Genomic DNA, 20,991 nt, shown 5'->3' on the forward strand with positions numbered 1-20,991 from the left:
GGGGTCATCGCAATGAATAAGAAAAAAGGTTTTGCTTTAGCAACGTCGGTAACGCTTCTATCTAGCGCATTCCTAGCAGCTTGCTCGGGTGGGGAAGAAGAGACATCATCAAAAAATCAAGGTTCTGAAGGCGGCGCAGACGAGGAGCAAGTCCTCAACTTGCTCGATAGTTCTGACATCCCTTCACTTAACCCAACGCTTGCAACAGACGCAGTTTCATTCAACGTCTTGAACAACGTTAACGAAGGTCTCTATCGTATGGACGACGAAGATAACCCGACACCAGGGATCGCGGAGTCACACGAAGTTTCTGAAGACGGGAAAACGTACACGTTCAAAATCCGTGAAGGCGCAACTTGGTCTAACGGCGAGCCTGTAACGGCTAACGACTTCGAATACGCTTGGAAAGAAGTCCTTAACCCGGACAACGCATCACAATACGCTTACGTTATGTCAATCATCGAAGGTGCTGAAGCCTATAACACAGGTGAAGGTGAGCGGGACGCTGTCGGCGTCAAAGCTACTGATGAGCAGACACTTGAAGTTAAATTGACTGCACCAGCTAAGTACTTCCTCGGTCTCACAAGCTTCGGCGTATTCATGCCTAAACTTGAGTCGTTCGACAAAGAGCAAGGCGAGAACTTCGGTACATCTGCAGAGACAACTCTCTACAACGGACCGTTCAAACTCGAAAGCTGGGAGCGCGAGCAAGGCTGGAAAATGGTCAAAAACGACGACTACTGGGATGCTGAAGCCGTCAAACTTGACGAAATCAACGTTAAAGTCGTTAAAGAAGTTTCAACAGGTGTTAACTTGTACGAAAACGGCGACGTTGACCGCACTGGTTTGACTTCTGAACTCGTTGCTCAATACCAAGACCACGAAGACTTCTCGACTGTCCTTGAGCCAACACTCTTCTACCTCCAGTTCAACACTGCGGTTGAAGCACTCGACAACCAAAACATCCGTAACGCGATCGACGCGGCATACGATAAAGCAGCGATCTCTGAAACGCTCCTTGCGAACGGTTCAATCCCTGCCAACTTCCTCGTACCAAAAGACTTCGTAACTGGACCAGACGGCGCAGACTTCCGTGAAGCGAACGGCGACATCGGCGGCTACGATGTGGACAAAGCGAAAGAACTTTGGGAAAAAGGACTTGAAGAAATCGGTCAAGACTCTGTCGAAATCGAGCTCCTCAACTATGACTCAGAATCTGCGAAGCAAATCGGTGAGTTCATCAAAGGTGAACTTGAGAAGAACCTTCCAGGCATTACGCTTACAATCAAGCAACAACCGTTCAACAACAAACTTGACCTTGAGAACAAAGGTGAGTTCGAGTTGACATTCGCTGGATGGGGCCCTGACTACCAGGATCCAATGACATTCGTTGACCTCTTCGTCACTGACGGACCATACAACCGTGGTAAGTGGTCGAACGAAGAATTCGACAAACTCATCGAATCTGCGAAATCAAGCACAGATGCTGAACAGCGTTGGGCTGACCTTCAAGCTGCAGAGAAAATCGTTCTTGAAGAGAACGCGATCTCACCAGTTTACCAACGTGGATCGGCTCGCCTCACGAAGCCATACGTTAAGAACATCGTTGAACACGCGTTCGGCGCTGACTACTCGTACAAGTGGGCATTCATCGAAGGCAAAGAGCAATAAGAAACAACACGCATACGAAAAGAGACAGGGACGCCTGTCTCTTTTTTTGTGCCTTCAGATGAAGTTAATATACCGTACAAAAAAAGCCGCACCTTGCATGCAAAGGGCGGCTAAACGTTATTTCTTCACTTTGGCCCGTTTCCGGTTGAGTCCCATCGCTTTCTCGATTTTGGCGAGGTTCTTGTTGGCGACGGCTTCCGCTTTCTCACGGCCCGCATCGAGGATGGCATCGAGCTCAGCTGAGTCGACGAGTTCGTGATAGCGATTCTGGATTGGCTCAAGCATGGCGACGACCGCTTCGGCGACGTCTTGCTTGAACGTTCCATAATTCGAATCCTTGTAGCGCTCGACGAGATCATCGATCGGGGTATCGGTCGAGAGCGAGTAAATCTCAAGCAAGTTCGAGATGCCCGGTTTGTTCTCACGGTCGAAGCTGATGACACCGCTCGAGTCCGTGACCGCGCTCTTGATTTTCTTACGGATGACGTTCGGCTCATCGAGCATCGAGATGAAGCCCTTCGCGTTCGCGTCTGATTTCGACATCTTTTTGACTGGGTTCGTCAAACTCATGATGCGCGCGCCTTCTTTTTGAATGAGCGGCTCAGGAATCGTGAACGTCTCATAGTATCGTTTGTTGAAGCGTTCGGCCAAATCACGCGTCAATTCGACGTGTTGTTTTTGGTCATCCCCGACCGGGACGAGTTCCGTGCCGTACAAGAGGATATCGGCTGCCATCAAGGTCGGATAGACGAATAGGCCAGCGCCGATATTCTCACTGTTCTGTGATTTGTCTTTATACTGCGTCATGCGGCTCAGTTCACCCATGCCGGCGATGCATGTCAACATCCATCCGAGTTGGGCGTGCGCCTTCACTTCCGATTGGACGAAAATCGTCGATTTCTCAGGGTCGAGACCGCAAGCGAGATAGAGAGCCGCAAGTTTGCGCGTGTTGTCCATCAACTCGACGCGGTCCAATTGAACCGTGATTGAATGGAGATCGACGACACAGTAAAACGCTTCGTGTTCTTCCTGCAGCTCGACGAACTGTTTCATCGCGCCTAAGTAGTTGCCGAGCGTGACGACGCCGGTCGGTTTAATGCCAGAAAAGATTTTTGCCATGATTGCACCTCCAGAGAATATAAAAAACCGCGGTTCCCCGCCCGATAAATCGGGACGAATAACCGCGGTGCCACCCAAATTTGCATGAAACTCATGCCACTTGATCGCGTTAACGGGCGTGACCGTCTCGCCGTACTATCGTTCAGGCGAGCCACTCCGAAGTCCATTCGCTCGACGCTTTCCATCTACTCGCAGCAACGTAGACTCTCTGGGGGAAAGGGGATTCGAGGTACTTGTCTTCTTCCTTGTGTTTCCTATTGTTCTAGCCATAGTGTAGCATATCGACCGCGAAATCGGAAGGTCAAACGAGCGTGATCACGTAGGAAAGAATGACGCTCGCGACACCGACGTACACCCAACGCCACGCCGATCGTCTTTGGTCGGCTCGATCTTCTGGTGAGGCTTCTTCGTCTTCTTCGTAGTCAGGGTCGATTTCTTTCAACTTGGCCCGACGATTGCGTTTGAACCCGTACATGAACCCGTCAAATAATCCGGTGGCACCCATATGAGAGAACATCCCGACCGCGAAGACGAATATACCGGCCACGAACAAGCCGCCACTCAAATGGAACCCGATCGTCTCGTCTTGGTAGTATGACAAGTTCGACCAAACGGTGTAGGCAATTGTGACAATTCCCCAAACGATTAATATACTTCTAAAATTTTTCAATGTGACAAACTCCTTTCAGCGTGGATGCGCTCCATCGAGTCATCCGCCCTATGGCTCTATGATACCTGTTGTGCCACATATATGGCGAGAAGTTCGTGTTAAAAATGACAGCGGTTTATTGGGGAGTTGACAGTTTGATTAAAAATTTTTTACAATAGCCCTAACGTTCTTTCGTCGGATACAAAATGAAATATTCAGAAAATTAAAGAAAAAGTAAGATGTTACGGTCCGACGAAACGCCATGCTTCACGATTCAGAAAGGGGACATCGCAATGAAGAAAAAATCGATTCTGCTCATGATGACACTCATCTTGGCACTCGGTTCAGTGCTCGCCGCTTGCTCGACTGGCGGAGACTCTGACGGCGGTTCGTCTTCGAACGGAGAAAAGATTCTCCGCTTGACGGACACGTCTGACATTACAACAGCTGACCCGGCGCTCGCGACGGACGCTGTGGCGTTCAACTTGATCGCCAACACGATGGAAGGTCTCTATCGTCTTGACCAGGAAGGAAATGCCGTTCCAGCCATCGCTGAAGGAGAACCAGAAGTGAGTGAAGACGAAACGGTCTACACGTTCACACTTCGTGACGCGGAATGGTCAAACGGAGAACCTGTCACTGCGAACGACTTCGTCTATGCTTGGCAACGCGCCGTGGATCCTGAAACAGGTTCACAATACGCGTACATCATGAACACAGTTAAAAATGCCGAAGCCATCAACACGGGTAAACTTCCTAAAGAAGAACTCGGTGTGAAGGCAATCGATGAGAAGACACTTGAAGTTACACTCGAGCGTCCAGACCCATCGTTCATCTCACTCACATCGTTCGGTACGTTCACACCGATCAACGAAGCGTTCGCCACTGAAAAAGGCGCAGACTTCTCGACGACTCCAGAAAACCACATCTACAACGGTCCATTCACTTGGTCGGAGTGGGATCGCGAGCAAGGATACGTGTTGACGAAAAACGAATCGTACTGGGATGCTGAGAATGTAGCTCTAGAGAAAGTCGACGTTCGCGTCGTCAAAGACACATCGACAGTCGTTAACTTGTATGAAGCAGGAGAAGTCGACTACGCCGGCCTCTCGTCTGAACAAGTTGCAGCGTTCCAAGAGAACGACGACTACAGCACAGGTCTTCGTTCAACAGTCGGTTACTTCAAGTTCAACCATGAAGATGAACTCTTTGCTGACGTCAACGCCCGTAAAGCAGTCGCTCGTGCGGTCGACCCAACCGGGATTATCGATCAGTTGTTGAACAACGGTTCAATCGCCACGACTTCGTTCGTCCCGAAAGAATTCATCAAGTATGAAGACGGAACGGATTATGCAGAAGGCGTAACACACTTTGAGACGAACGCTGACGAAGCGGCATCACTTTGGGAAGAAGCGACTGGCGGCGAAGCTGTCACGATTGAACTTCTCTCATTCGATAGCGAAGTAGCAAAACAAATCTCAGAGTACATGAAAGGCCAACTCGAATCGAACTTGCCGAACGTGACCGTGAACATCTCACAACAACCGTTCAACAACAAGCTCGAACTCGAAGCGAACGGAGAGTATCAGATGTCATTCGCCCTTTGGGGACCTGACTATCAAGATCCACTCACGAACCTTGGTATTTTCACATCTGACAACGGTCAAAACGACATCAACTACAAGTCGGCAGCATACGATAAGTTGATTGATGAAGCATCAGCTGAAACAGCAATCGATGCGCGTTATGACAAGTTTAAAGAAGCAGAAACGCTCTTGATTGAACAAGACCAAGCTATCATGCCGCTTTACCAAGCGGGTGTCGCTTACTTGCTCCGTCCGAACGTCGAAAACTTCAACCGTCAACTATTCGGTGCTGACTACCAGTACAAATACGTCGATATCAACTAAATGAGAAGGGGGCATGCACCACGCATGTCCCCCCTTTTCTAAAAAAAAATCAGAAATTAGAGAAAAAACTATTCAAAAGTTTTGTTGGTAAAGTATAATGTAGTAACAGTGAAAATTCAGAATACTTTACAAACTAAGGATTCTTCGATTTTCATGTGCTGTGCTAAGAGCCTTGAGATGACGTTTGACCTATTCTTTCAGAAAATTCCTTTCATTTTGTGAATTTATGAAAAGGGAAATATGTCATAGTGACGCTGTTGGTGCAAGCATAGACACATTAGAAAAACAGGGGGTATTTATTTATGGGACGTTATATTCTTCAGCGGCTGACTTACGGCCTCATCACGTTCTTCTTGATTGCGACGTTCACGTTTTTCCTGATGGACCTGCTTCCAGGTTCGCCGTATCAAAACCAGGAGAAATTGACAGAGACACAAATTCAACTCTTGAACGACCGCTACGGACTCAATGATCCGCTTCCAGTTCGTTATGCGACCTACTTAGGAAACCTTGTGCAAGGGGACCTCGGTGTATCGTTCCGTACGGCCAACCGGCCAGTGACGGATTTGATCATGGAACGAATCGGTCCTTCAGCTCAACTAGGTATTCAAGCACTTGTGCTTGGGACGTTTGTTGGATTGTTGCTCGGGATCGTGGCAGCCATTCGTCATAATACGTTCATCGACTATGGTTCGATGTTCATCTCGGTAATCGGGATTTCTGTCCCATCGTTCGTCTTTGCAGCACTTCTCCAGTACTACGTTGGGGTTAAGTTGCAATTGCTCCCTGTTGCGTTCTGGGATTCCCCGGCGCATACGATTTTACCGACCATCTCGCTCTCACTCGGGGTCACGGCGTCTATCGCTCGTTTCGTCCGGACCGAGATGTTAGAAGTTACCGGACAAGATTACGTCACCCTCGCGAAAGCGAAAGGGTTGACCGGGAATGCGATCGTCTGGAAACACATGGTGCGTAACGCGATGATTCCAGCAATCACAATCCTCGGACCAATGACGGCCGGTCTATTGACAGGTACGTTCGTCATCGAAAAAATCTTTGCGGTACCTGGTTTAGGTGAATTGTTCGTCACATCTATTACGTTGAATGATTACTCGGTCATCATGGGCACGACGCTCTTCTTCTCTGGCCTGTTCATTATTATCATTCTACTTGTCGATTTGCTCTACGGAGTCGTTGACCCACGTATTCGTCTTGGGGGGAATAACTGATGATTGAAAACAAAAAGAACTTCGAGCAGTTTGACCAAGACATGTTCCAACGTGTCGAAATGAACGAACAGCTCGCTGAACGAATCGCTGGTAAAAGTCTAAACTTCTGGCAAGATGCTTGGATGCGCCTAAAGAAAAACAAAGCGGCCATCTTGTCGTTATCGATTATCGTCATTCTTGTCTTGCTCGCTCTATTCGGCCCGATGCTGTCTGGTCGTGACGCTTATACGCAAAACATCTCGCAAGCGAAACTTCCACCTAAAGTCACAGGACTTGAGTGGGCAGGGTTAGACGGGATGGCTAACCTCGGTGGCCGTGAAATCGACTTCTATGAACAAAAGAACGTCGAAGAGAACTACTGGTTCGGTACGGACTACCTCGGCCGTGATCTTTGGTCACGTGTTTGGGAAGGTACACGTATCTCACTCTTCATCGGTTTAATGGCCGCAATCGTCGATACGGTTATCGGTGTCGCCTATGGTGGTATCTCGGCTTACTTCGGAGGCCGTACGGATAACATCATGCAACGGATTGTTGAGATTTTGACTGGTGTACCAAACTTGATTTTGATTATCTTGTTCATCTTGATCTTTGACCCAGGTGTCTTCACCATCATCTTGGCGATGGCCATCACCGGCTGGATCGGGATGAGTCGACTCGTCCGCGGTCAGATTTTGAAATTGAAGAACCAAGAGTTCGTCTTGGCTGCCCGTACACTCGGCGCTTCAAGTACTCGTTTGATTTTCAAACACTTGATTCCGAACACGCTCGGCGCCATCATCATCACACTTATGTTCACGATTCCATCTGCCATCTTCTTCGAGGCATTCCTTAGTTTCATCGGGATCGGACTTCAACCGCCACAAGCATCACTTGGTACGTTGATTAACGACGGATACAAAGAGCTACGGACGTTCCCGTACTTGCTCGTGATCCCGTCAATCATCATCGTCTTGCTCATGGTCAGCTTCAACTTGCTCGCCGATGGCTTGCGTGATGCGTTCGACCCGAAAATGCGTAAATAATTATAGAAACAGGGGGACTCGTGCATGGAAACGATTTTATCTGTCCGAGACTTAGCGGTCTCGTTCCATACGTATGCTGGAACAGTACAAGCCGTTCGCAACGTATCGTTTGATTTGAAAAAAGGCGAGACGCTCGCCATCGTTGGTGAATCGGGTTCTGGTAAATCCGTCACATCGAAAGCGATTATGCGTCTCATTCCGAACCCGCCAGGTGAAATCACGAATGGAGAAATCTTGTTCGAAGGTAAAGACTTGGCGAAGTTGTCGGAAAAAGAAATGCTTAAAATTCGTGGACGCGATATCGCAATGATCTTCCAAGATCCGATGACATCGCTCAACCCGACGATGACGATCTACAAACAGATCGCCGAAGGATTGAAGCAACACCAAGGACTCACGGGTGAGGATGCGAAGAAGCGTACGCTTGAATTGCTCACACTCGTTGGGATTCCAAACCCTGAGGCACGCCTCAAGCAATACCCGCACCAACTTTCAGGTGGGATGCGTCAGCGGATCGTTATTGCGATCGCGCTCGCATGTAACCCAAAAGTATTGATCGCCGATGAGCCGACGACGGCCCTCGACGTAACAATTCAAGCTCAGATTTTAGAGTTATTGAAAGACATCCAGCAAAAGACGGGCACAGCGATCATTTTCATCACGCACGACCTCGGTGTCGTTGCGAACATGGCAGACCGCGTTGCTGTTATGTACGCTGGTAAAATCGTCGAGAAGGGAACGGTCGATGAGATCTTCTATGAGCCGCGTCACCCATATGCATGGGGACTACTCGGATCGATGCCGCGTCCATCCGATGACCCGAACGAGGCACTTCCGGCCATCCCGGGTACGCCGCCGAACTTACTCAACCCACCGAAAGGCGATGCCTTCGCACCACGTAACCCGTATGCGATGAAAATCGACTTTGAAAAAGAACCACCGATGTTCCAAATTAGCGACACACACTATGCGGCGAGCTGGCTATTGCACCCACAAGCCCCACAAGTGAGCCCGCCGAAAGCAATCCGTGATCTTGCGCTCAAGTATCGTCCGGACAGCGCGTTCGCGAAATCGATTTTGAAAGGTGGTGCTGAATAATGGAACGCGAGAAATTACTCGAAGTAAAAGACCTGAAGCAGCACTTTAAAATCGGCCGAGGCCGCGTCGTCAAAGCGGTCGACGGCATCTCGTTCGATATTTATAAAGGTGAAGTGCTCGGACTCGTAGGGGAGTCTGGATGTGGGAAATCGACGACAGGTCGTACCATCATCGGACTTTACGATGCGACTGACGGGGATGTCATCTTCAAAGGTGAGAACGTTCACGGCAAGAAGAGCACCGCTGAAAAATTGAAGTTCAACCGAGCGATGCAAATGATTTTCCAAGATCCATACGCATCCCTCAACCCGCGTATGACCGTCGCTGATATCATCGCCGAAGGCATCGATATCCACGGTCTTGCCAAGACGAAAGAAGACCGGATGAACCGCGTCTATGACCTTCTCGAGACAGTCGGTCTTACGAAAGAGCACGCGAGCCGTTACCCGCACGAATTCTCGGGCGGTCAGCGTCAGCGGATCGGGATTGCCCGCGCTCTCGCAGTCGAACCGGACTTCATCATCGCTGATGAGCCGATTTCGGCTCTCGACGTATCGATTCAAGCCCAGGTCGTCAACTTGATGAAAGAATTGCAACGCGACCGTGACCTCACGTACTTGTTCATCGCCCACGACTTGTCGATGGTCAAGTATATCTCGGACCGGATCGGTGTTATGTATCAAGGTCACCTCGTCGAGCTCGCTCCTGCAGCGCGCCTGTATGAGAACCCACTCCACGCTTATACGAAGTCACTTCTCTCAGCAATCCCACTTCCGGATCCTGAGCATGAGCGGACACGTAAACGCATTGTGTATGAGTCGAAGTCGCTCGGTGCCGTCGGACGTTCGGATGAGGATTCAAGTATCCCGCCACTCCGCGAAGTCGAGCCAGGCCACTTCGTCTCAATGACAGACGAAGAGTACGAAGCTTACAAAGTACAACTCGTATAATAGGAAAGTCCCGAATCCAGATGGATTCGGGACTTTTTTCGTACAAAAAAACACCGTCCATGATGACGGTGTCAGGCGTTTGAGATGCGTGGCAAATTCGAGAGCCGGTCGACAACCGCGTCAATCAAGCGGACGCGGGCCAGGGCGTCTTCGATATCCATCGTCTCATAGTGGTGCAATCCACCAGGCTGTTCGACGTACGTGTCCGCATCGTGAACGAGCTGTTGGAGTGGCGTCCGTTGAATCCGGTTGGGCGGCAAATAGGAGTCGGTGTGAAGCAATATCATGACCGAGATCTCTTTCGCGCGGGCCGGGTCTTCGCCGAGACGAATCAACAGCTTATGGGCACGTTCGGCGCCTTTAATGGCATGGATATCGTTTTGACGATACAAATCATAATTCCATTTTCCTTCGGTGTACCATTCATAATGACCGATGTCATGGAGCAGGGCGGCTTTCGTCGCTAAATCCGTATCGAGGCCTCGTCGCGTCGCCAATTCGAGAGCGCGTTCACACACATCGACGGCGTGTTTCAAGCCAGAACGGGTCAAGTATTTCTGGGTGACCGGGTGTTGCATAATCGTCTCTAACGTAATTCTCATCATCGCTCTCCTCCTTGGTGATTTCAAAGGTTATTTCTATTAACTATACGGGAATGAGATAGGAAAAGCAAATTTGGAACGTGTGAAATGATGAAAAAATTGGAGATTGTTCAACTATTTTCATAAGAATGTGCTATAATTTAAATGTAGATTAGTGCAAGTTCAAGATTTTCAGATTCAGTAACGGTCGGTCCGGTCCTTTTGGCGTTGGGGGTGAGAGACCATGAAAGAACGTAATAAAGTTTTGCAACAGAAAAAGAAACTTCTAAAAGAAGTCCTCAAGAAGAAATTGAAAGACTTGCAAGTGAAGCCAGGCAAAGAGACGGTATCACAACCGGTTTCTCGAATGCCGGCGTCCTAGAACGGTCGATCAAGGGTCGCATTCTCGAGAATGCGTCCTCTTTTCTTACCCGAGTGAGAAAAGTTATCATTGAAGTTTCAATTGATAAGAATTATTATAATTAAGTGAACGATTTTTTGGGTATACAAATAGAGTCACTTGAAAAAGATGAACGAACATTTGATCAGGGAGGAACGAAAATGGTCACACTTTACACGTCTCCGAGCTGCACATCGTGCCGAAAAGCACGGGCTTGGCTTGAAGAGCATGATATCCCATTTACGGAACGAAATATATTTTCAGAACCACTCTCACTTAATGAGATCAAACAAATCCTACGTATGACAGAGGACGGGACGGATGAAATCATCTCGACCCGGTCTAAAGTTTTCTCTAAAATCGACGTATCGGTCGATGCGCTCTCGCTTCAACAACTATACGATTTGATTCAAGAGTATCCTGGATTGCTTCGCCGTCCAATCTTGATTGATGAAAAACGTCTTCAAGTCGGGTATAACGAAGATGAGATTCGTCGATTCTTGCCGCGCAAGGTCCGGACGTTCCAACTTCAAGAAGCGCAACGACTCGTCAACGAGTGAGGAAGCATACTGTCTAAGCAGTGTGCTTTTTATTATTCCGTTTTTCCGATAAAATAATAGTAACAACCCCATCATCAATAGATTGACACGTTAAAAAAAGGGTACTATGATAACAAGACAATTTCCCCTCTCCTCCTTAATTGTTGAAGTAGGAGTGAGGTGAGAAGGGAGTGGACAATCGTGAAAATTGAGCGCATCAATGACAATACCGTCAAATTTTTCATTACGTATGTCGATATCGAAAAACGCGGTTTCGCTCGTGATGAAATCTGGTATAACCGAGAACGTGGTGAGCAGCTGTTCTGGCAGATGATGGACGAAGCGCACGAACGAGAAGATATCTCGTTTGATGGTCCACTATGGATACAAGTACAAGCTTTTGAAAAAGGACTCGAAGTGACCGTGACGATCGCGAAAAACGTGATTGGCGCCGAAGACGATTCTGAGCTCGGATCACTCCTACGCTCGGCAATCGATGAGGCACGCGATCAACAATCGGTGCTCGACCAGTTGAGTGAACTCGATGAAGAAACCGAGCAGGAGGCGTGGGCTCCGCTCGCTATGGAAACGGATGACTTTGAGGCAATCATCTCGCTCAGCAAACGGGCGGGAGAGACGTTAAGCAACGTCGACCTCAAACTGTTCCACTACGATCAGAAGTATTACTTGTGGATCGATTTCCCGGAAGAGATGGAACCAGAGGAAGAAGAGAACGTATTGAGTCTCTTGGCCGAGTATTTGACGTTCAGCACGCAGACGTTAGCGATGCTCGAAGAATACGGTAAGCTTATCCTCGATGGGGATGTCTTCGCTAAAGTCCGTCACTATTTCTAAACCCCAATCGCCTGTTCATATGGACAGGCGATTTTTTTCTAACTAATACATAAACGAGGTGTCGTGATGTTCAAGCGTTTGCAGTTGATGTTGGCCGATAGTGCCTGGTTTGTCCCGTTTTTATATGGGGTCGGGGGGATTGCCTTAACGTTCCTGACCCAATACTTCGGAAACTTCTTTCGGGAACTGTTGCCCGAAATCGTCTATTTAGATAAGGATTCGGCAGCAACCGTGCTGTCCTCGTCCTTTACGAGTCTGATGACGATGATGACGTTTAGTTTCTCAACGATTCTCGTCGTCTTGACGACGTACTCGTCACAGTTCTCACCACGAACAATCAATAACTTTTTGACGAACTCGGCATCGAAACATACGCTCGGCTTGTTCATCATGACGACGGTGTACGGGATCACGAACTTATTTTTAATTCGGACGTCGGATGAGGATGTCGTACTCGCCTCGGGCGTCAGCGTGTTGCTCGTCGTCAGTTCCATCTGGGCGTTCGTCAAGTTCATACAAACGATAAGCGTCTCAATTCAAGCCGAACGTCTCTTGTCAGCCCTGCATCGCGAGGCGTTGTCCGTCATCGAGACGCAACAGCAAGCGGTGGAGGACGGAAAGATGCACATCGTTCCCGAACGTTCGGTCCACACGTTCGAGGGCCAGGCCATCTATGCGCCGCGCACCGGCTATATCCAATTGTTCGCAAGCGAGAAACAAGAAAGCCATGATGTCGATTTCGAGTCGGTCGTGGCCGTCGGGGATTTCGTGGCGAAAGGAGACTTGCTCGGCTATTGGCTCGGAGAAGAAGCGCTCGATGTCGACGTGTTCCAAATTGGGGAGATTCGCTCCTCGATTCAAGACCCGGCCTTCGTCATCGAGAAATTGAGTGAAATCGCGTTGAAAGGCATCTCGCCCGGGATTAACGATCCGAATACTGCGATTCACGCCATTCATTACATCGGCGACATTTTGCGAGAACTGAGCCGATTACCTGAAGGGGATTTCTTATTTTCCAATGACAAGAGCGAATGGCACGCCAAACGTAAACCGATGGAGGCGACGTTGTTCGAGGCGCTCACCCCAATCAAGACGTATGCGAGCCATGACATCTTTGTGATGGCATCCGTGTTCGAGGCGATCCGAATCGCCCGACTGGAAGCACATGCCACACACGAAGAGACGTTCGAGGAGTTCATCGACTATTTCGAGGAGTCGCTCGATTTTGAAGAGTTGCATCCGAGAGAACGCGCGTTTCTGACGAATCAGATGATGCGTGCCCGAAAAGTACAGACGTAAAAGGGAGGGGTCTCGAGTGACCGCTCCCTTTTGGTACTTATGAGAGTGTATAACCACCGTCCACCGTGATGGCTTGAACGTTAATATAGCTTGACGCTTCGCTCAATAGGAATGTGACGACCGGTGCGACTTCCTCCGGTTTGGCGGCATGTCCCCGGAAATGATGGGTCATCGCCTCTTGGAATTTGGCCTCACCGCCATACAGTTTATGACTGAGTGGCGTATCGACCGGACCGAAACAGACCGCATTGAAACGTATTTTGCCTTTCATCCGATGGGCGAACGTCTTCGTCAAGGCGATGACGGCCGCTTTCGAGGCGGCGTATGGACCGAGCATCGGCGGAAATTTGACGTGGCCGACGATTGCAACGTTATTGACGACGCTCCCTCCCGTCGCCAACAGCGGGATGGCGCGTTGGATAAGCCGGTTCACAGCCAACACGTTCAGTTCGAATACGTCGTCAAACGCGGTCGCCGGCAACCGCTCCGGTGTCCCGGGACGACCGAACGTCGCGGCGTTGTTGAATAATCCGTTGAGGACGACCTTGTCCTCGCTCAAGCGGTCCATCAATGCTTCAACTTGCTCGGATTCGGCTAAATCACATGTAAGGAAAGTGATGCGTGGTGAGGCGTCTTCGAGTGCGGCACCTCGTGTCTCGTCGCGGCCGATGCCGATGACGTCATGTCCGTCCTCAGCCAAACGAAGGGCGACGGCCCGTCCAATCCCGCTCGTCGCTCCTGTAACCAAAAATGTGCCCATATTTTGTTCGCTCCCCTCAAAAGATGGTGTTAAGTTGTATAATTATGATAATACAAGACAGAAACGAGGTCAGTTTATAATATGTTGCGACGCATACAAGTACTTTTATCCCTGATTTTGCTCGCAGGTCTCATTGCCGTATTATCGTATTACTGGAGCTCGCAAGTGATCGGGTTGTTCTCGGTGCTCGTCTTTTTGACGACGTTCAGCATCCTGCTCGTCATCCTGCTCGAGAATCGAAATCCGCAGCGGACGCTCATTTGGGCCATCGTCATGCTCGGCTTCCCGGTCGTCGGGCTGTTCGCCTATTTTGTGTTCGGACAGAACTATCGCCGGAAGCGCATGTTCAAAGAGAAGGCCATGTTGGACGAAGAGACGTACCTCGCTTATCGACAGAAGGCGATGACGTTGTCGCCGTCGCTCATGTTCTCCCATGACGATTATGAGAAGTTGCTCCATTTGACGTCGTCTCTGAATCAATTACCCGTTTCGTCAAACACGTATACGCAAGTGCTGACGAACGGACAACAGAAGTTCTCGAAGTTGTTGCCCGCTTTGAAAGGGGCGACCCGCCACATCCATCTCGAATATTATATTTTCCGGGAAGATCGTATTTCTCGGGAAATTCAACGGATTTTGATTCAGAAGGCGAAGGCCGGGGTCGAGGTGCGCTTTCTATATGACGCGGTCGGCTCGATTCATACGAGCGGGACGTTCTTTGACGAGATGCGCCAAGCAGGCGTCCATGTCAAAGCGTTCTTCCCGGTCGTCCTGCCGCTCGTTTCGAGTAAGACGAACTATCGGAACCATCGGAAAATCGTCGTCATCGATGGAACAGAGGCGTTCACAGGCGGGTTGAATGTCGGAGATGAATATTTGGGCGAGCATTCGAAGTTCGGTTTTTGGCGTGACACGCATCTATACGTCAGAGGGGAAGGGGTGTCGGAACTCCAGCTCATCTTCTTGCAGGACTGGTACTACATGACGGGTGAGCGTCTATTCACGCCGTTCTATCTAGAGCCGCTCGAGACGGTGCGAAGTGCGAGCGGCGGCGTACAGATTGTGGCGAGCGGACCGGATGAGCCGTACGAGACGATGAAATCGATTTATTTCGCGCTGATCAATGCGGCGAAGAAGTCGGTATACATCTCGTCCCCGTACTTGATTCCAGACGAGGACATCATGAGCGCGCTCAAGACCGCTTCGTTATCAGGCATCGATGTCCGTATCGTGCTTCCGAGCTATCCGGACCATAAAATCGTCTTTTATGCGAGCCGCTCATATTTTGAGGAGCTACTCAGTGCCGGCGTCAAGATTTACTTGTATGAGGAAGGGTTCATGCACTCGAAAGTCATCGTCGTCGACGATGGGTTGGCGACAATCGGAACGGCGAATATGGACTTCAGAAGTTTCCACCTCAATTTCGAGGTGAACGCGCTCTTGTATAACACGAACTCCGTCCATCAGCTCAAACAAGATTTGTATAAAGACTTTGAAGGGTCACACGAGTTGGAGATTCGGGCGTTCTCGGAACGATCCTACTTCATCAAACTCGTCGAATCATTGGCCCGAATGTTTTCACCACTATTATGAGGGGGAAGCGGAATGCGATTTGCCATCGGTCGAACTGGAGGGTATGTGGATGCCCTTACGCTCAGTCGGGGGCGGATTGAACCGTTTGCCCCTTTTTCGTGCCCAGAATGCGGGGAACGGGTCATCGTCAGGCAAGGTGTGAAACGGCGTCTCCATTTCGCCCACGTCAATCCTTGCGGATGCGGCGAGTCGACCGGACACCATGAAGACAAATGGGGAGTGCGGCAATGGCTTCAAGGGCAAGGGTATGAAGTCGAACAAGAAGTCGTCATCGGCGCACGTCGTGCCGATTTAGTGGCAGTACGCGACGATACACGGCTCGTCGTCGAAATCCAGGCGTCCACGCTCTCAATCGAGTCTTACGTCGACCGGACGAAACATTATCGCGACAATGGACTTGACGTCGTCTGGCTGGCGAGCGGGCTGCAGCCCGGGGGTGTGACAACGTTCAAACCGTGGATGCGGGCCGAACTGGCGCGACGACATAGCCTGGTCGTCCCGACCGGACAGGCGTTATACCGCTTCGTCGGCTTTCCGGTCTCCATCCGAGCGGGCGTCGGGCAATGGCAGGTCGCGACCTCGTTCGATGTCTCGCCGTTCGCGGCATATTATGGCTTCGATGCCCATCGTTGGACCCAAGTCATTCGGCGGAGGCGGATGACGCCACCTTATCCGACGCCACAGTATCGCCGCCTCATCTTGAACCGACTGTATCCGCTCGGGATGTTGCCCTCGTTGTTACCGAGCTACTGTTATTTGCCTTTGCCGTCACTGTGGGGGATCCATGTCCATCCGTTCATGTTCCAGACGGTGCTCTACTTGAATCGACGGGATTGCCCCGGAGACTCCATCAATTGGAGCATCGAGAAGACGTGCCGCCAGTTCGACATGACCCCGACAAGCGACTTTCTGCAAGCGTTTGAAGTACAATGGAGACAGCTGTTGAACGTATTCGACGTGACGGAGGCGGTGCGCGATTGGCGAGTGCCTAAGACGTTAGACACGGCGTTGCTTCACGATTTTCGATACTTTCAAGGGTTTCAGCGATTCATGGCGAAATCGTATACAAACTAAGAAAAGGAAGTGGACATATGTCAGAAGTACTTACACGACAACAAGTACCCGTCGAGGAGACGTGGAACTTAGAGACGATTTATGCAGACGATCAAGCTTGGGAACAAGATTTTGAGGCGCTAAAAGCAAGCGTACCGGCCTTGGTCGAGTTCAAAGGGAAACTCGGAGAATCCGCGGCTTCTTTATTCGCAGGTCTGCAACTACGCGACGACATTTCGCGTCAATTGCATAAACTGTATACATACGCCCATATGCGCTACGACGAGGATACGTCGAACAGCCATTATCAGGCACTGAACGACCGTGCCGGTTCGCTCGCTGCCCAAATCTCGGCTCAGCTCGCGTTCATGACGCCAGAGCTGCTCGCCATCGACGAAAGCCAAATCGAGGCGTTCATGAGTGAGCACGAGTCACTCAACGTCTATCGCCACGCGTTCGACGAGTTGGCACAAGAACGTCCGCACGTGTTGACGGAAGCGGAAGAGGCGATTCTCGCCCAAGCCGGTGACGTCCTCGGGCAGTCGAGCTCGACGTTCGGCATGCTCAACAACGCCGACTTGAAGTTCCCGAAAGTGAAGAACGAGAAAGGCGAAGACGTCGAATTGACGCATGGCCGCTATATCACGTTCCTCGAATCAAGTGACCGCAGCGTCCGCGAAGGCGCATTCAAGGCGATGTACGGGACGTACGAGCAATATTTGAACACGTTCGCCTCGACGTTGTCAGGTAGCGTGAAAAAAGACAACTTCTATGCGACGGTCCGCAAGTTCGAGAGCGCCCGCCAAGCGGCGCTTCATCATAATGCCATCCCAGAATCCGTATACGACGGGCTCGTGGAGGCGGTGAACGAACGTCTCGACTTGTTGCACCGTTATGTCGCGCTCCGGAAACGGGCACTTGGTGTGGACGAGTTGCATATGTACGACTTGTATACGCCGCTCGTCAAAGACGTGGACATGAAAATTCCGTATGCCGAAGCGAAAGACTTGATGGTCGAGGGGCTCGCGCCGCTCGGAGACGAGTACGTCCAAATCGTCAAAGACGGACTTGCTTCACGTTGGGTCGACGTTCGTGAGACACGTGGTAAGCGTAGTGGCGCCTATTCATCAGGCGCGTACGACACGCAACCGTTCATCTTGATGAACTGGCAGGACAACGTCAACAACTTGTTCACGCTCGCCCATGAGTTCGGCCATTCGGTCCATAGCCATTATACGCGTGCGACGCAGCCGTATCCGTACGGGGACTACTCGATTTTCGTGGCTGAAGTGGCTTCGACGACGAACGAGGCGCTCTTGAACGATTATTTGTTGAAGACGCGCACGGACCGCCAGGAGCGGCTCTATCTGTTGAACAATCAGCTCGAAACGTTCCGGGGCACACTGTTCCGTCAGACGATGTTCGCCGAGTTCGAGCACATGATTCATAAAGCGGCCCAAGAAGGCGTCTCGCTCACACCTGAGTATTTGAATGAGACGTATCTCGAGCTCAACAAGCGATACTTCGGAGACGAACTCGTTATCGATGGTGAGATTGCGTTTGAATGGGCCCGTATCCCGCACTTCTATTACAATTACTACGTCTATCAGTACGCGACAGGGATCTCAGCATCGGCCGCGTTGTCGCAACAGATCATGGAAGAAGGCGAACCAGCTGTCCGTCGTTACATCGACAAGTTCTTGAAGGCCGGTTCGAGCGACTATCCGATTGAAGTATTGAAGGCGGCCGGCGTCGATATGACGACGAAAGCGCCGGTGCTCGCAGCACTCGATCAGTTCGAGGCCGTCCTCGACGAGATGGAGACGCTATTGTTCCAATGAGTGGATGCGTGAACATTATGTGACAATATGAACAAAGTGCTTGTCACGGCGCACCTGTCTCGGTATATTATAAGTGTGAAATCAATCACAAACCCCTTTATTGACCGTAAACTTTCTCCCAACCTGTGATCTGTATAGATACTCGGGTCGTGATGTTTTCCGTCCCCGCGGAGAACATCGCAAAAAACCCACGGCTCCCCGGCCGTGGGTTTTGTTGTGTCATTTATTCGTCGCCCAAGCTTGTCCGCTGCAACCTGGGACAGGTCGGCACCGTTGCTGGAGTGACAGTTTTTTCAGTTCTCTCTCGATGACCGGCTTCTCGAGCTCCAAGATGAAGGCGAGCTCGGTGATGGTCGAGGCATCGTAGCGCCCCAATACTTTCTCGACGTTCCACTCGGACTCCCGGGTTGGGACGTAACCGAGCAGTTCGGCCATGACGGCCTGGTAGACGTCGTACGGGTACAATCCTTCGATTTTGAGTGCTTCGTCACGCGTGACGAACGTCAAAGCAGGAAGTGACTCAATTTCCCAATCTTTTAAGATCTCATGGTCAACAGCTAGAGCGCTGAGCAGTTGATTGGATTGGATATCGGCCGCCAACTCCTCGATGTCGAGCCCGTAATCGACGAACGAGCGGGCAATTTCCCACAAATCGCTGTCGCTAGAGCCATCCTTCAAAAAGATATCGTTTATATGCAGATGGCGTAAGAAGCGCATCGCATGACGTTTCCCTTGTAACTCCATAGCCTTAATCATCGTGAGAAGGCGAACCTCTTCTTGACATCCGCCAACACAACTAGGAACCGTCGAAACCATACGGAAACGAATCAAATGCCCGTATTCAAGTTCGAGCTTTTTAATGAGCGTCATCACATGAAGTCCATCTGGATCAGAAATGTCCATGAAATAGAATAACTCTAATGGTTTATAGGTTGCTTGGATAGGAGATTCTTCCAGTGAACAGGATGACTCATTACATTGTTCTAGTTCCATTGTGTCGCCTCCTCTCGTAAACAAAAATCAAATATATCGTATGCTCATTGTAGCAACGAAAAAAAAAGGTTGGCAACGTATCTGCTCAACCTTGATTTCGACGCACCTTTTCTTCCATGAATCGAACGATTTTATTTTTAGCGGGACGAAGGGGAATGCCATGCTCGCGAAGGAGCTGTTCGAAAGCGATTTTCCCTCTCGCCTCGTCGGTCACTTCAAATTCTATTTCGTAGTCGTGAATTTCCAAATAATGACTTTCATCAAGGACGATTAGGCCGTCCGGTGTCGCGATTTCGGCCCGTTTCGTCTCGAGACGGCCGAGGTGTTCGAGCGGTCCAGACAAGTTGAATGGAGCGAGCGCGGCCGTCATTTGATCATCGTGGATGATGCCGTATTTGAACAAGTTCTCGGCTTCCTCTTCGTTGATGGCGGCGTGCGTCTCGAGCAAGCCGACTTCATGCGGCTGCTTCAGTGTCAGCACTTGGCCGTTCTTTTTCTCACGGATGCGAAGGGCGGCACCATGGTTCTTCAGTTCGAACGTCGGCGTGTCAAAGTAGTCGTTGGCTTGCCATTTCACTTCGTCTGTCAAATCGTAGGCGGCGAGCAACATTTCGTACTCGTCTTTTGTCAACATCGATTTAAATTCAATTTCCACTTCTTGGGTCATAAATCATCGCTCCATTCTATGAACAATTGTTGGTTTATGATACCATACAATCGGATACATACGGAAAAAGCAGGGCTTTCCGATACGAACGAAAGTGGTGACAGCATATGCAATCCATGGATTGGGATCAATATTTAGTGCCGTATCAAATCGCGGTCGATGAACTGAAAGTGAAATTCAAGGCGATTCGAAAGCAATATAAATCTCAAAATGACCATTCTCCCATCGAGTTTGTCACCGGAAGAGTGAAGCCGGTCGGCAGCATCCTCGAGAAGGCGAAGCGAAAGCAAATTCCTTATGACAAATTGTCGACGGAGATGCAAGATATCGCCGGACTCCGCATCATGTGCCAATTCGTGGACGATATCGTCCACGTCCTCGAACTGCTCCATCATCGGACCGACTTTAAAATCGTCGAGGAACGCAACTATATCACGAACCAAAAGGAATCGGGCTATCGCTCGTACCATTTGATTCTCGAGTACCCGGTGCAAACGATTCATGGCGAGTTCCCGACACTCGTCGAGGTCCAAGTACGGACGCTCGCGATGAACTTCTGGGCAACAATCGAGCATTCGCTTAACTATAAATACGACGGGGATATGCCGCTCGAAGTTCAAGAGCGTCTGCGGCGAGCGGCCGAGGCGGCGTTCTTGCTGGATGCCGAGATGAGCCAGCTTCGCGTCGAGATTCAAGATGCACAGCAAGTGTTCCGGGATAAAGAAATGAACGTCCAGACGGACCAAGACTAGGGGGCCA

The 20,991-nt window shown here is 50.2% G+C and carries 20 protein-coding genes and 1 other annotated feature; of the genes, 14 read left to right on the plus strand and 6 right to left on the minus strand.

Translation table 11 applies throughout. The features are described 5' to 3' along the window. The first annotated feature begins 12 nt into the window (after positions 1-12). Positions 13-1,671, plus strand: a complete 1,659-nt coding sequence (locus KNP67_RS01585; RefSeq protein ID WP_214755757.1) for a peptide ABC transporter substrate-binding protein — start codon at positions 13-15, stop codon at positions 1,669-1,671. Positions 1,672-1,788: 117 nt separating this feature from the next. On the opposite strand, the gene trpS is transcribed toward KNP67_RS01585, so the two are convergent. Together trpS and KNP67_RS01595 are read right to left on the minus strand one after the other, a co-directional pair. Further along, positions 1,789-2,790, minus strand: coding sequence for a tryptophan--tRNA ligase (gene trpS, locus KNP67_RS01590; protein WP_021066942.1), 1,002 nt, complete (start codon positions 2,788-2,790; stop codon positions 1,789-1,791). 47 nt (positions 2,791-2,837) lie between these two features. Continuing rightward, positions 2,838-3,045: a binding site (T-box leader), on the minus strand. 46 nt (positions 3,046-3,091) lie between these two features. Then, positions 3,092-3,460, minus strand: a complete 369-nt coding sequence (locus tag KNP67_RS01595) for a DUF3899 domain-containing protein (protein ID WP_214755758.1) — start codon at positions 3,458-3,460, stop codon at positions 3,092-3,094. Between the two features lie 272 nt (positions 3,461-3,732). On the opposite strand from KNP67_RS01595, the gene KNP67_RS01600 reads away from it, so the two are divergent. From KNP67_RS01600 to KNP67_RS01620, 5 genes are all read left to right on the plus strand, one after another. Continuing rightward, the gene (locus KNP67_RS01600) at positions 3,733-5,349 is read left to right on the plus strand and encodes a peptide ABC transporter substrate-binding protein (protein ID WP_029595786.1); all 1,617 of its coding nucleotides are present in this window, start codon (positions 3,733-3,735) and stop codon (positions 5,347-5,349) included. 302 nt (positions 5,350-5,651) lie between these two features. Continuing rightward, positions 5,652-6,578: an oligopeptide ABC transporter permease gene (gene opp3b, locus KNP67_RS01605; protein WP_021066945.1), complete on the plus strand. Its 927-nt coding sequence runs from the start codon at positions 5,652-5,654 to the stop codon at positions 6,576-6,578. Then, complete coding sequence (gene opp3C, locus KNP67_RS01610; protein WP_021066946.1) at positions 6,578-7,603, plus strand: oligopeptide ABC transporter permease; 1,026 nt, start codon at positions 6,578-6,580, stop codon at positions 7,601-7,603. The genes opp3b and opp3C overlap by 1 nt, the downstream gene beginning before the upstream one ends. A gap of 24 nt (positions 7,604-7,627) precedes the next feature. Then, the gene (locus KNP67_RS01615; protein WP_021066947.1) at positions 7,628-8,701 is read left to right on the plus strand and encodes an ABC transporter ATP-binding protein; all 1,074 of its coding nucleotides are present in this window, start codon (positions 7,628-7,630) and stop codon (positions 8,699-8,701) included. Beyond that, entirely contained in the window at positions 8,701-9,651 is a 951-nt protein-coding gene (locus tag KNP67_RS01620; protein WP_021066948.1) for an ABC transporter ATP-binding protein, read from the plus strand. The genes KNP67_RS01615 and KNP67_RS01620 overlap by 1 nt, the downstream gene beginning before the upstream one ends. 71 nt (positions 9,652-9,722) lie before the next feature. Here KNP67_RS01620 and KNP67_RS01625 read toward each other — a convergent pair whose 3' ends face one another. Further along, the gene (locus KNP67_RS01625; RefSeq protein WP_021066949.1) at positions 9,723-10,256 is read right to left on the minus strand and encodes an HD domain-containing protein; all 534 of its coding nucleotides are present in this window, start codon (positions 10,254-10,256) and stop codon (positions 9,723-9,725) included. A gap of 220 nt (positions 10,257-10,476) precedes the next feature. On the opposite strand from KNP67_RS01625, the gene KNP67_RS01630 reads away from it, so the two are divergent. From KNP67_RS01630 to KNP67_RS01645, 4 genes are all read left to right on the plus strand, one after another. Then, entirely contained in the window at positions 10,477-10,614 is a 138-nt protein-coding gene (locus KNP67_RS01630; protein WP_021066950.1) for a hypothetical protein, read from the plus strand. A gap of 179 nt (positions 10,615-10,793) precedes the next feature. Further along, the gene (gene spxA / locus KNP67_RS01635) at positions 10,794-11,192 is read left to right on the plus strand and encodes a transcriptional regulator SpxA (RefSeq protein ID WP_015881217.1); all 399 of its coding nucleotides are present in this window, start codon (positions 10,794-10,796) and stop codon (positions 11,190-11,192) included. 180 nt (positions 11,193-11,372) lie between these two features. After that, on the plus strand, positions 11,373-12,026 hold the full coding sequence (mecA, locus tag KNP67_RS01640) for an adaptor protein MecA (RefSeq protein WP_021066951.1): 654 nt from the start codon (positions 11,373-11,375) through the stop codon (positions 12,024-12,026). A 66-nt stretch (positions 12,027-12,092) separates the two neighbouring features. Beyond that, the gene (locus KNP67_RS01645; RefSeq protein WP_214755759.1) at positions 12,093-13,325 is read left to right on the plus strand and encodes a DUF2254 domain-containing protein; all 1,233 of its coding nucleotides are present in this window, start codon (positions 12,093-12,095) and stop codon (positions 13,323-13,325) included. 37 nt (positions 13,326-13,362) lie between these two features. Here the strand turns inward: KNP67_RS01645 and KNP67_RS01650 are convergent, their stop codons facing one another. After that, a complete protein-coding gene (locus tag KNP67_RS01650; protein WP_214755760.1) occupies positions 13,363-14,085 on the minus strand; it encodes an SDR family NAD(P)-dependent oxidoreductase in 723 nt (240 codons plus the stop codon). Between the two features lie 81 nt (positions 14,086-14,166). On the opposite strand from KNP67_RS01650, the gene cls reads away from it, so the two are divergent. The 3 genes from cls to pepF are packed head-to-tail and all read left to right on the plus strand — an operon-like array spanning position 14,167 to position 18,572. Continuing rightward, the gene (gene cls / locus KNP67_RS01655) at positions 14,167-15,678 is read left to right on the plus strand and encodes a cardiolipin synthase (protein WP_029595781.1); all 1,512 of its coding nucleotides are present in this window, start codon (positions 14,167-14,169) and stop codon (positions 15,676-15,678) included. Positions 15,679-15,690: 12 nt separating this feature from the next. Then, entirely contained in the window at positions 15,691-16,752 is a 1,062-nt protein-coding gene (locus tag KNP67_RS01660) for a competence protein CoiA (protein ID WP_214755761.1), read from the plus strand. A 17-nt stretch (positions 16,753-16,769) separates the two neighbouring features. Then, positions 16,770-18,572, plus strand: a complete 1,803-nt coding sequence (pepF, locus tag KNP67_RS01665) for an oligoendopeptidase F (protein ID WP_131471117.1) — start codon at positions 16,770-16,772, stop codon at positions 18,570-18,572. 219 nt (positions 18,573-18,791) lie between these two features. Here the strand turns inward: pepF and KNP67_RS01670 are convergent, their stop codons facing one another. Both KNP67_RS01670 and KNP67_RS01675 read right to left on the minus strand, forming a co-directional pair. Then, the gene (locus tag KNP67_RS01670) at positions 18,792-19,328 is read right to left on the minus strand and encodes a DsbA family protein (protein ID WP_236355671.1); all 537 of its coding nucleotides are present in this window, start codon (positions 19,326-19,328) and stop codon (positions 18,792-18,794) included. 322 nt (positions 19,329-19,650) lie between these two features. Continuing rightward, on the minus strand, positions 19,651-20,232 hold the full coding sequence (locus KNP67_RS01675) for a CYTH domain-containing protein (RefSeq protein ID WP_207391684.1): 582 nt from the start codon (positions 20,230-20,232) through the stop codon (positions 19,651-19,653). 107 nt (positions 20,233-20,339) lie between these two features. Between KNP67_RS01675 and yjbM the strand changes: the two genes are divergently transcribed. Further along, positions 20,340-20,984 (plus strand): GTP diphosphokinase, encoded by a 645-nt coding sequence (yjbM, locus tag KNP67_RS01680; protein ID WP_021066959.1) that lies wholly within the window; start codon positions 20,340-20,342, stop codon positions 20,982-20,984. The last annotated feature ends 7 nt before the right edge of the window (positions 20,985-20,991 follow it).

Source organism: Exiguobacterium sp. s157 (genome assembly GCF_018618205.1).
Classification (GTDB): Bacteria; Bacillota; Bacilli; order Exiguobacteriales; family Exiguobacteriaceae; genus Exiguobacterium; species Exiguobacterium chiriqhucha.

What these genes read in the sequence shown, in the direction of transcription:
- cls (WP_029595781.1), top strand. Translation starts at nt 14,167, where the DNA reads ATGTTGCGACGCATACAAGTACTTTTATCCCTGATTTTGCTCGCAGGT.
- KNP67_RS01585 (WP_214755757.1), top strand. Translation starts at nt 13, where the DNA reads ATGAATAAGAAAAAAGGTTTTGCTTTAGCAACGTCGGTAACGCTTCTA.
- KNP67_RS01630 (WP_021066950.1), top strand. Translation starts at nt 10,477, where the DNA reads ATGAAAGAACGTAATAAAGTTTTGCAACAGAAAAAGAAACTTCTAAAA.
- KNP67_RS01650 (WP_214755760.1), bottom strand. Translation starts at nt 14,085, where the DNA reads ATGGGCACATTTTTGGTTACAGGAGCGACGAGCGGGATTGGACGGGCC.
- yjbM (WP_021066959.1), top strand. Translation starts at nt 20,340, where the DNA reads ATGCAATCCATGGATTGGGATCAATATTTAGTGCCGTATCAAATCGCG.
- KNP67_RS01625 (WP_021066949.1), bottom strand. Translation starts at nt 10,256, where the DNA reads ATGATGAGAATTACGTTAGAGACGATTATGCAACACCCGGTCACCCAG.
- opp3C (WP_021066946.1), top strand. Translation starts at nt 6,578, where the DNA reads ATGATTGAAAACAAAAAGAACTTCGAGCAGTTTGACCAAGACATGTTC.
- trpS (WP_021066942.1), bottom strand. Translation starts at nt 2,790, where the DNA reads ATGGCAAAAATCTTTTCTGGCATTAAACCGACCGGCGTCGTCACGCTC.
- opp3b (WP_021066945.1), top strand. Translation starts at nt 5,652, where the DNA reads ATGGGACGTTATATTCTTCAGCGGCTGACTTACGGCCTCATCACGTTC.
- KNP67_RS01615 (WP_021066947.1), top strand. Translation starts at nt 7,628, where the DNA reads ATGGAAACGATTTTATCTGTCCGAGACTTAGCGGTCTCGTTCCATACG.
- spxA (WP_015881217.1), top strand. Translation starts at nt 10,794, where the DNA reads ATGGTCACACTTTACACGTCTCCGAGCTGCACATCGTGCCGAAAAGCA.
- KNP67_RS01675 (WP_207391684.1), bottom strand. Translation starts at nt 20,232, where the DNA reads ATGACCCAAGAAGTGGAAATTGAATTTAAATCGATGTTGACAAAAGAC.
- KNP67_RS01670 (WP_236355671.1), bottom strand. Translation starts at nt 19,328, where the DNA reads ATGATTAAGGCTATGGAGTTACAAGGGAAACGTCATGCGATGCGCTTC.
- KNP67_RS01660 (WP_214755761.1), top strand. Translation starts at nt 15,691, where the DNA reads ATGCGATTTGCCATCGGTCGAACTGGAGGGTATGTGGATGCCCTTACG.
- KNP67_RS01600 (WP_029595786.1), top strand. Translation starts at nt 3,733, where the DNA reads ATGAAGAAAAAATCGATTCTGCTCATGATGACACTCATCTTGGCACTC.
- pepF (WP_131471117.1), top strand. Translation starts at nt 16,770, where the DNA reads ATGTCAGAAGTACTTACACGACAACAAGTACCCGTCGAGGAGACGTGG.
- KNP67_RS01645 (WP_214755759.1), top strand. Translation starts at nt 12,093, where the DNA reads ATGTTCAAGCGTTTGCAGTTGATGTTGGCCGATAGTGCCTGGTTTGTC.
- KNP67_RS01620 (WP_021066948.1), top strand. Translation starts at nt 8,701, where the DNA reads ATGGAACGCGAGAAATTACTCGAAGTAAAAGACCTGAAGCAGCACTTT.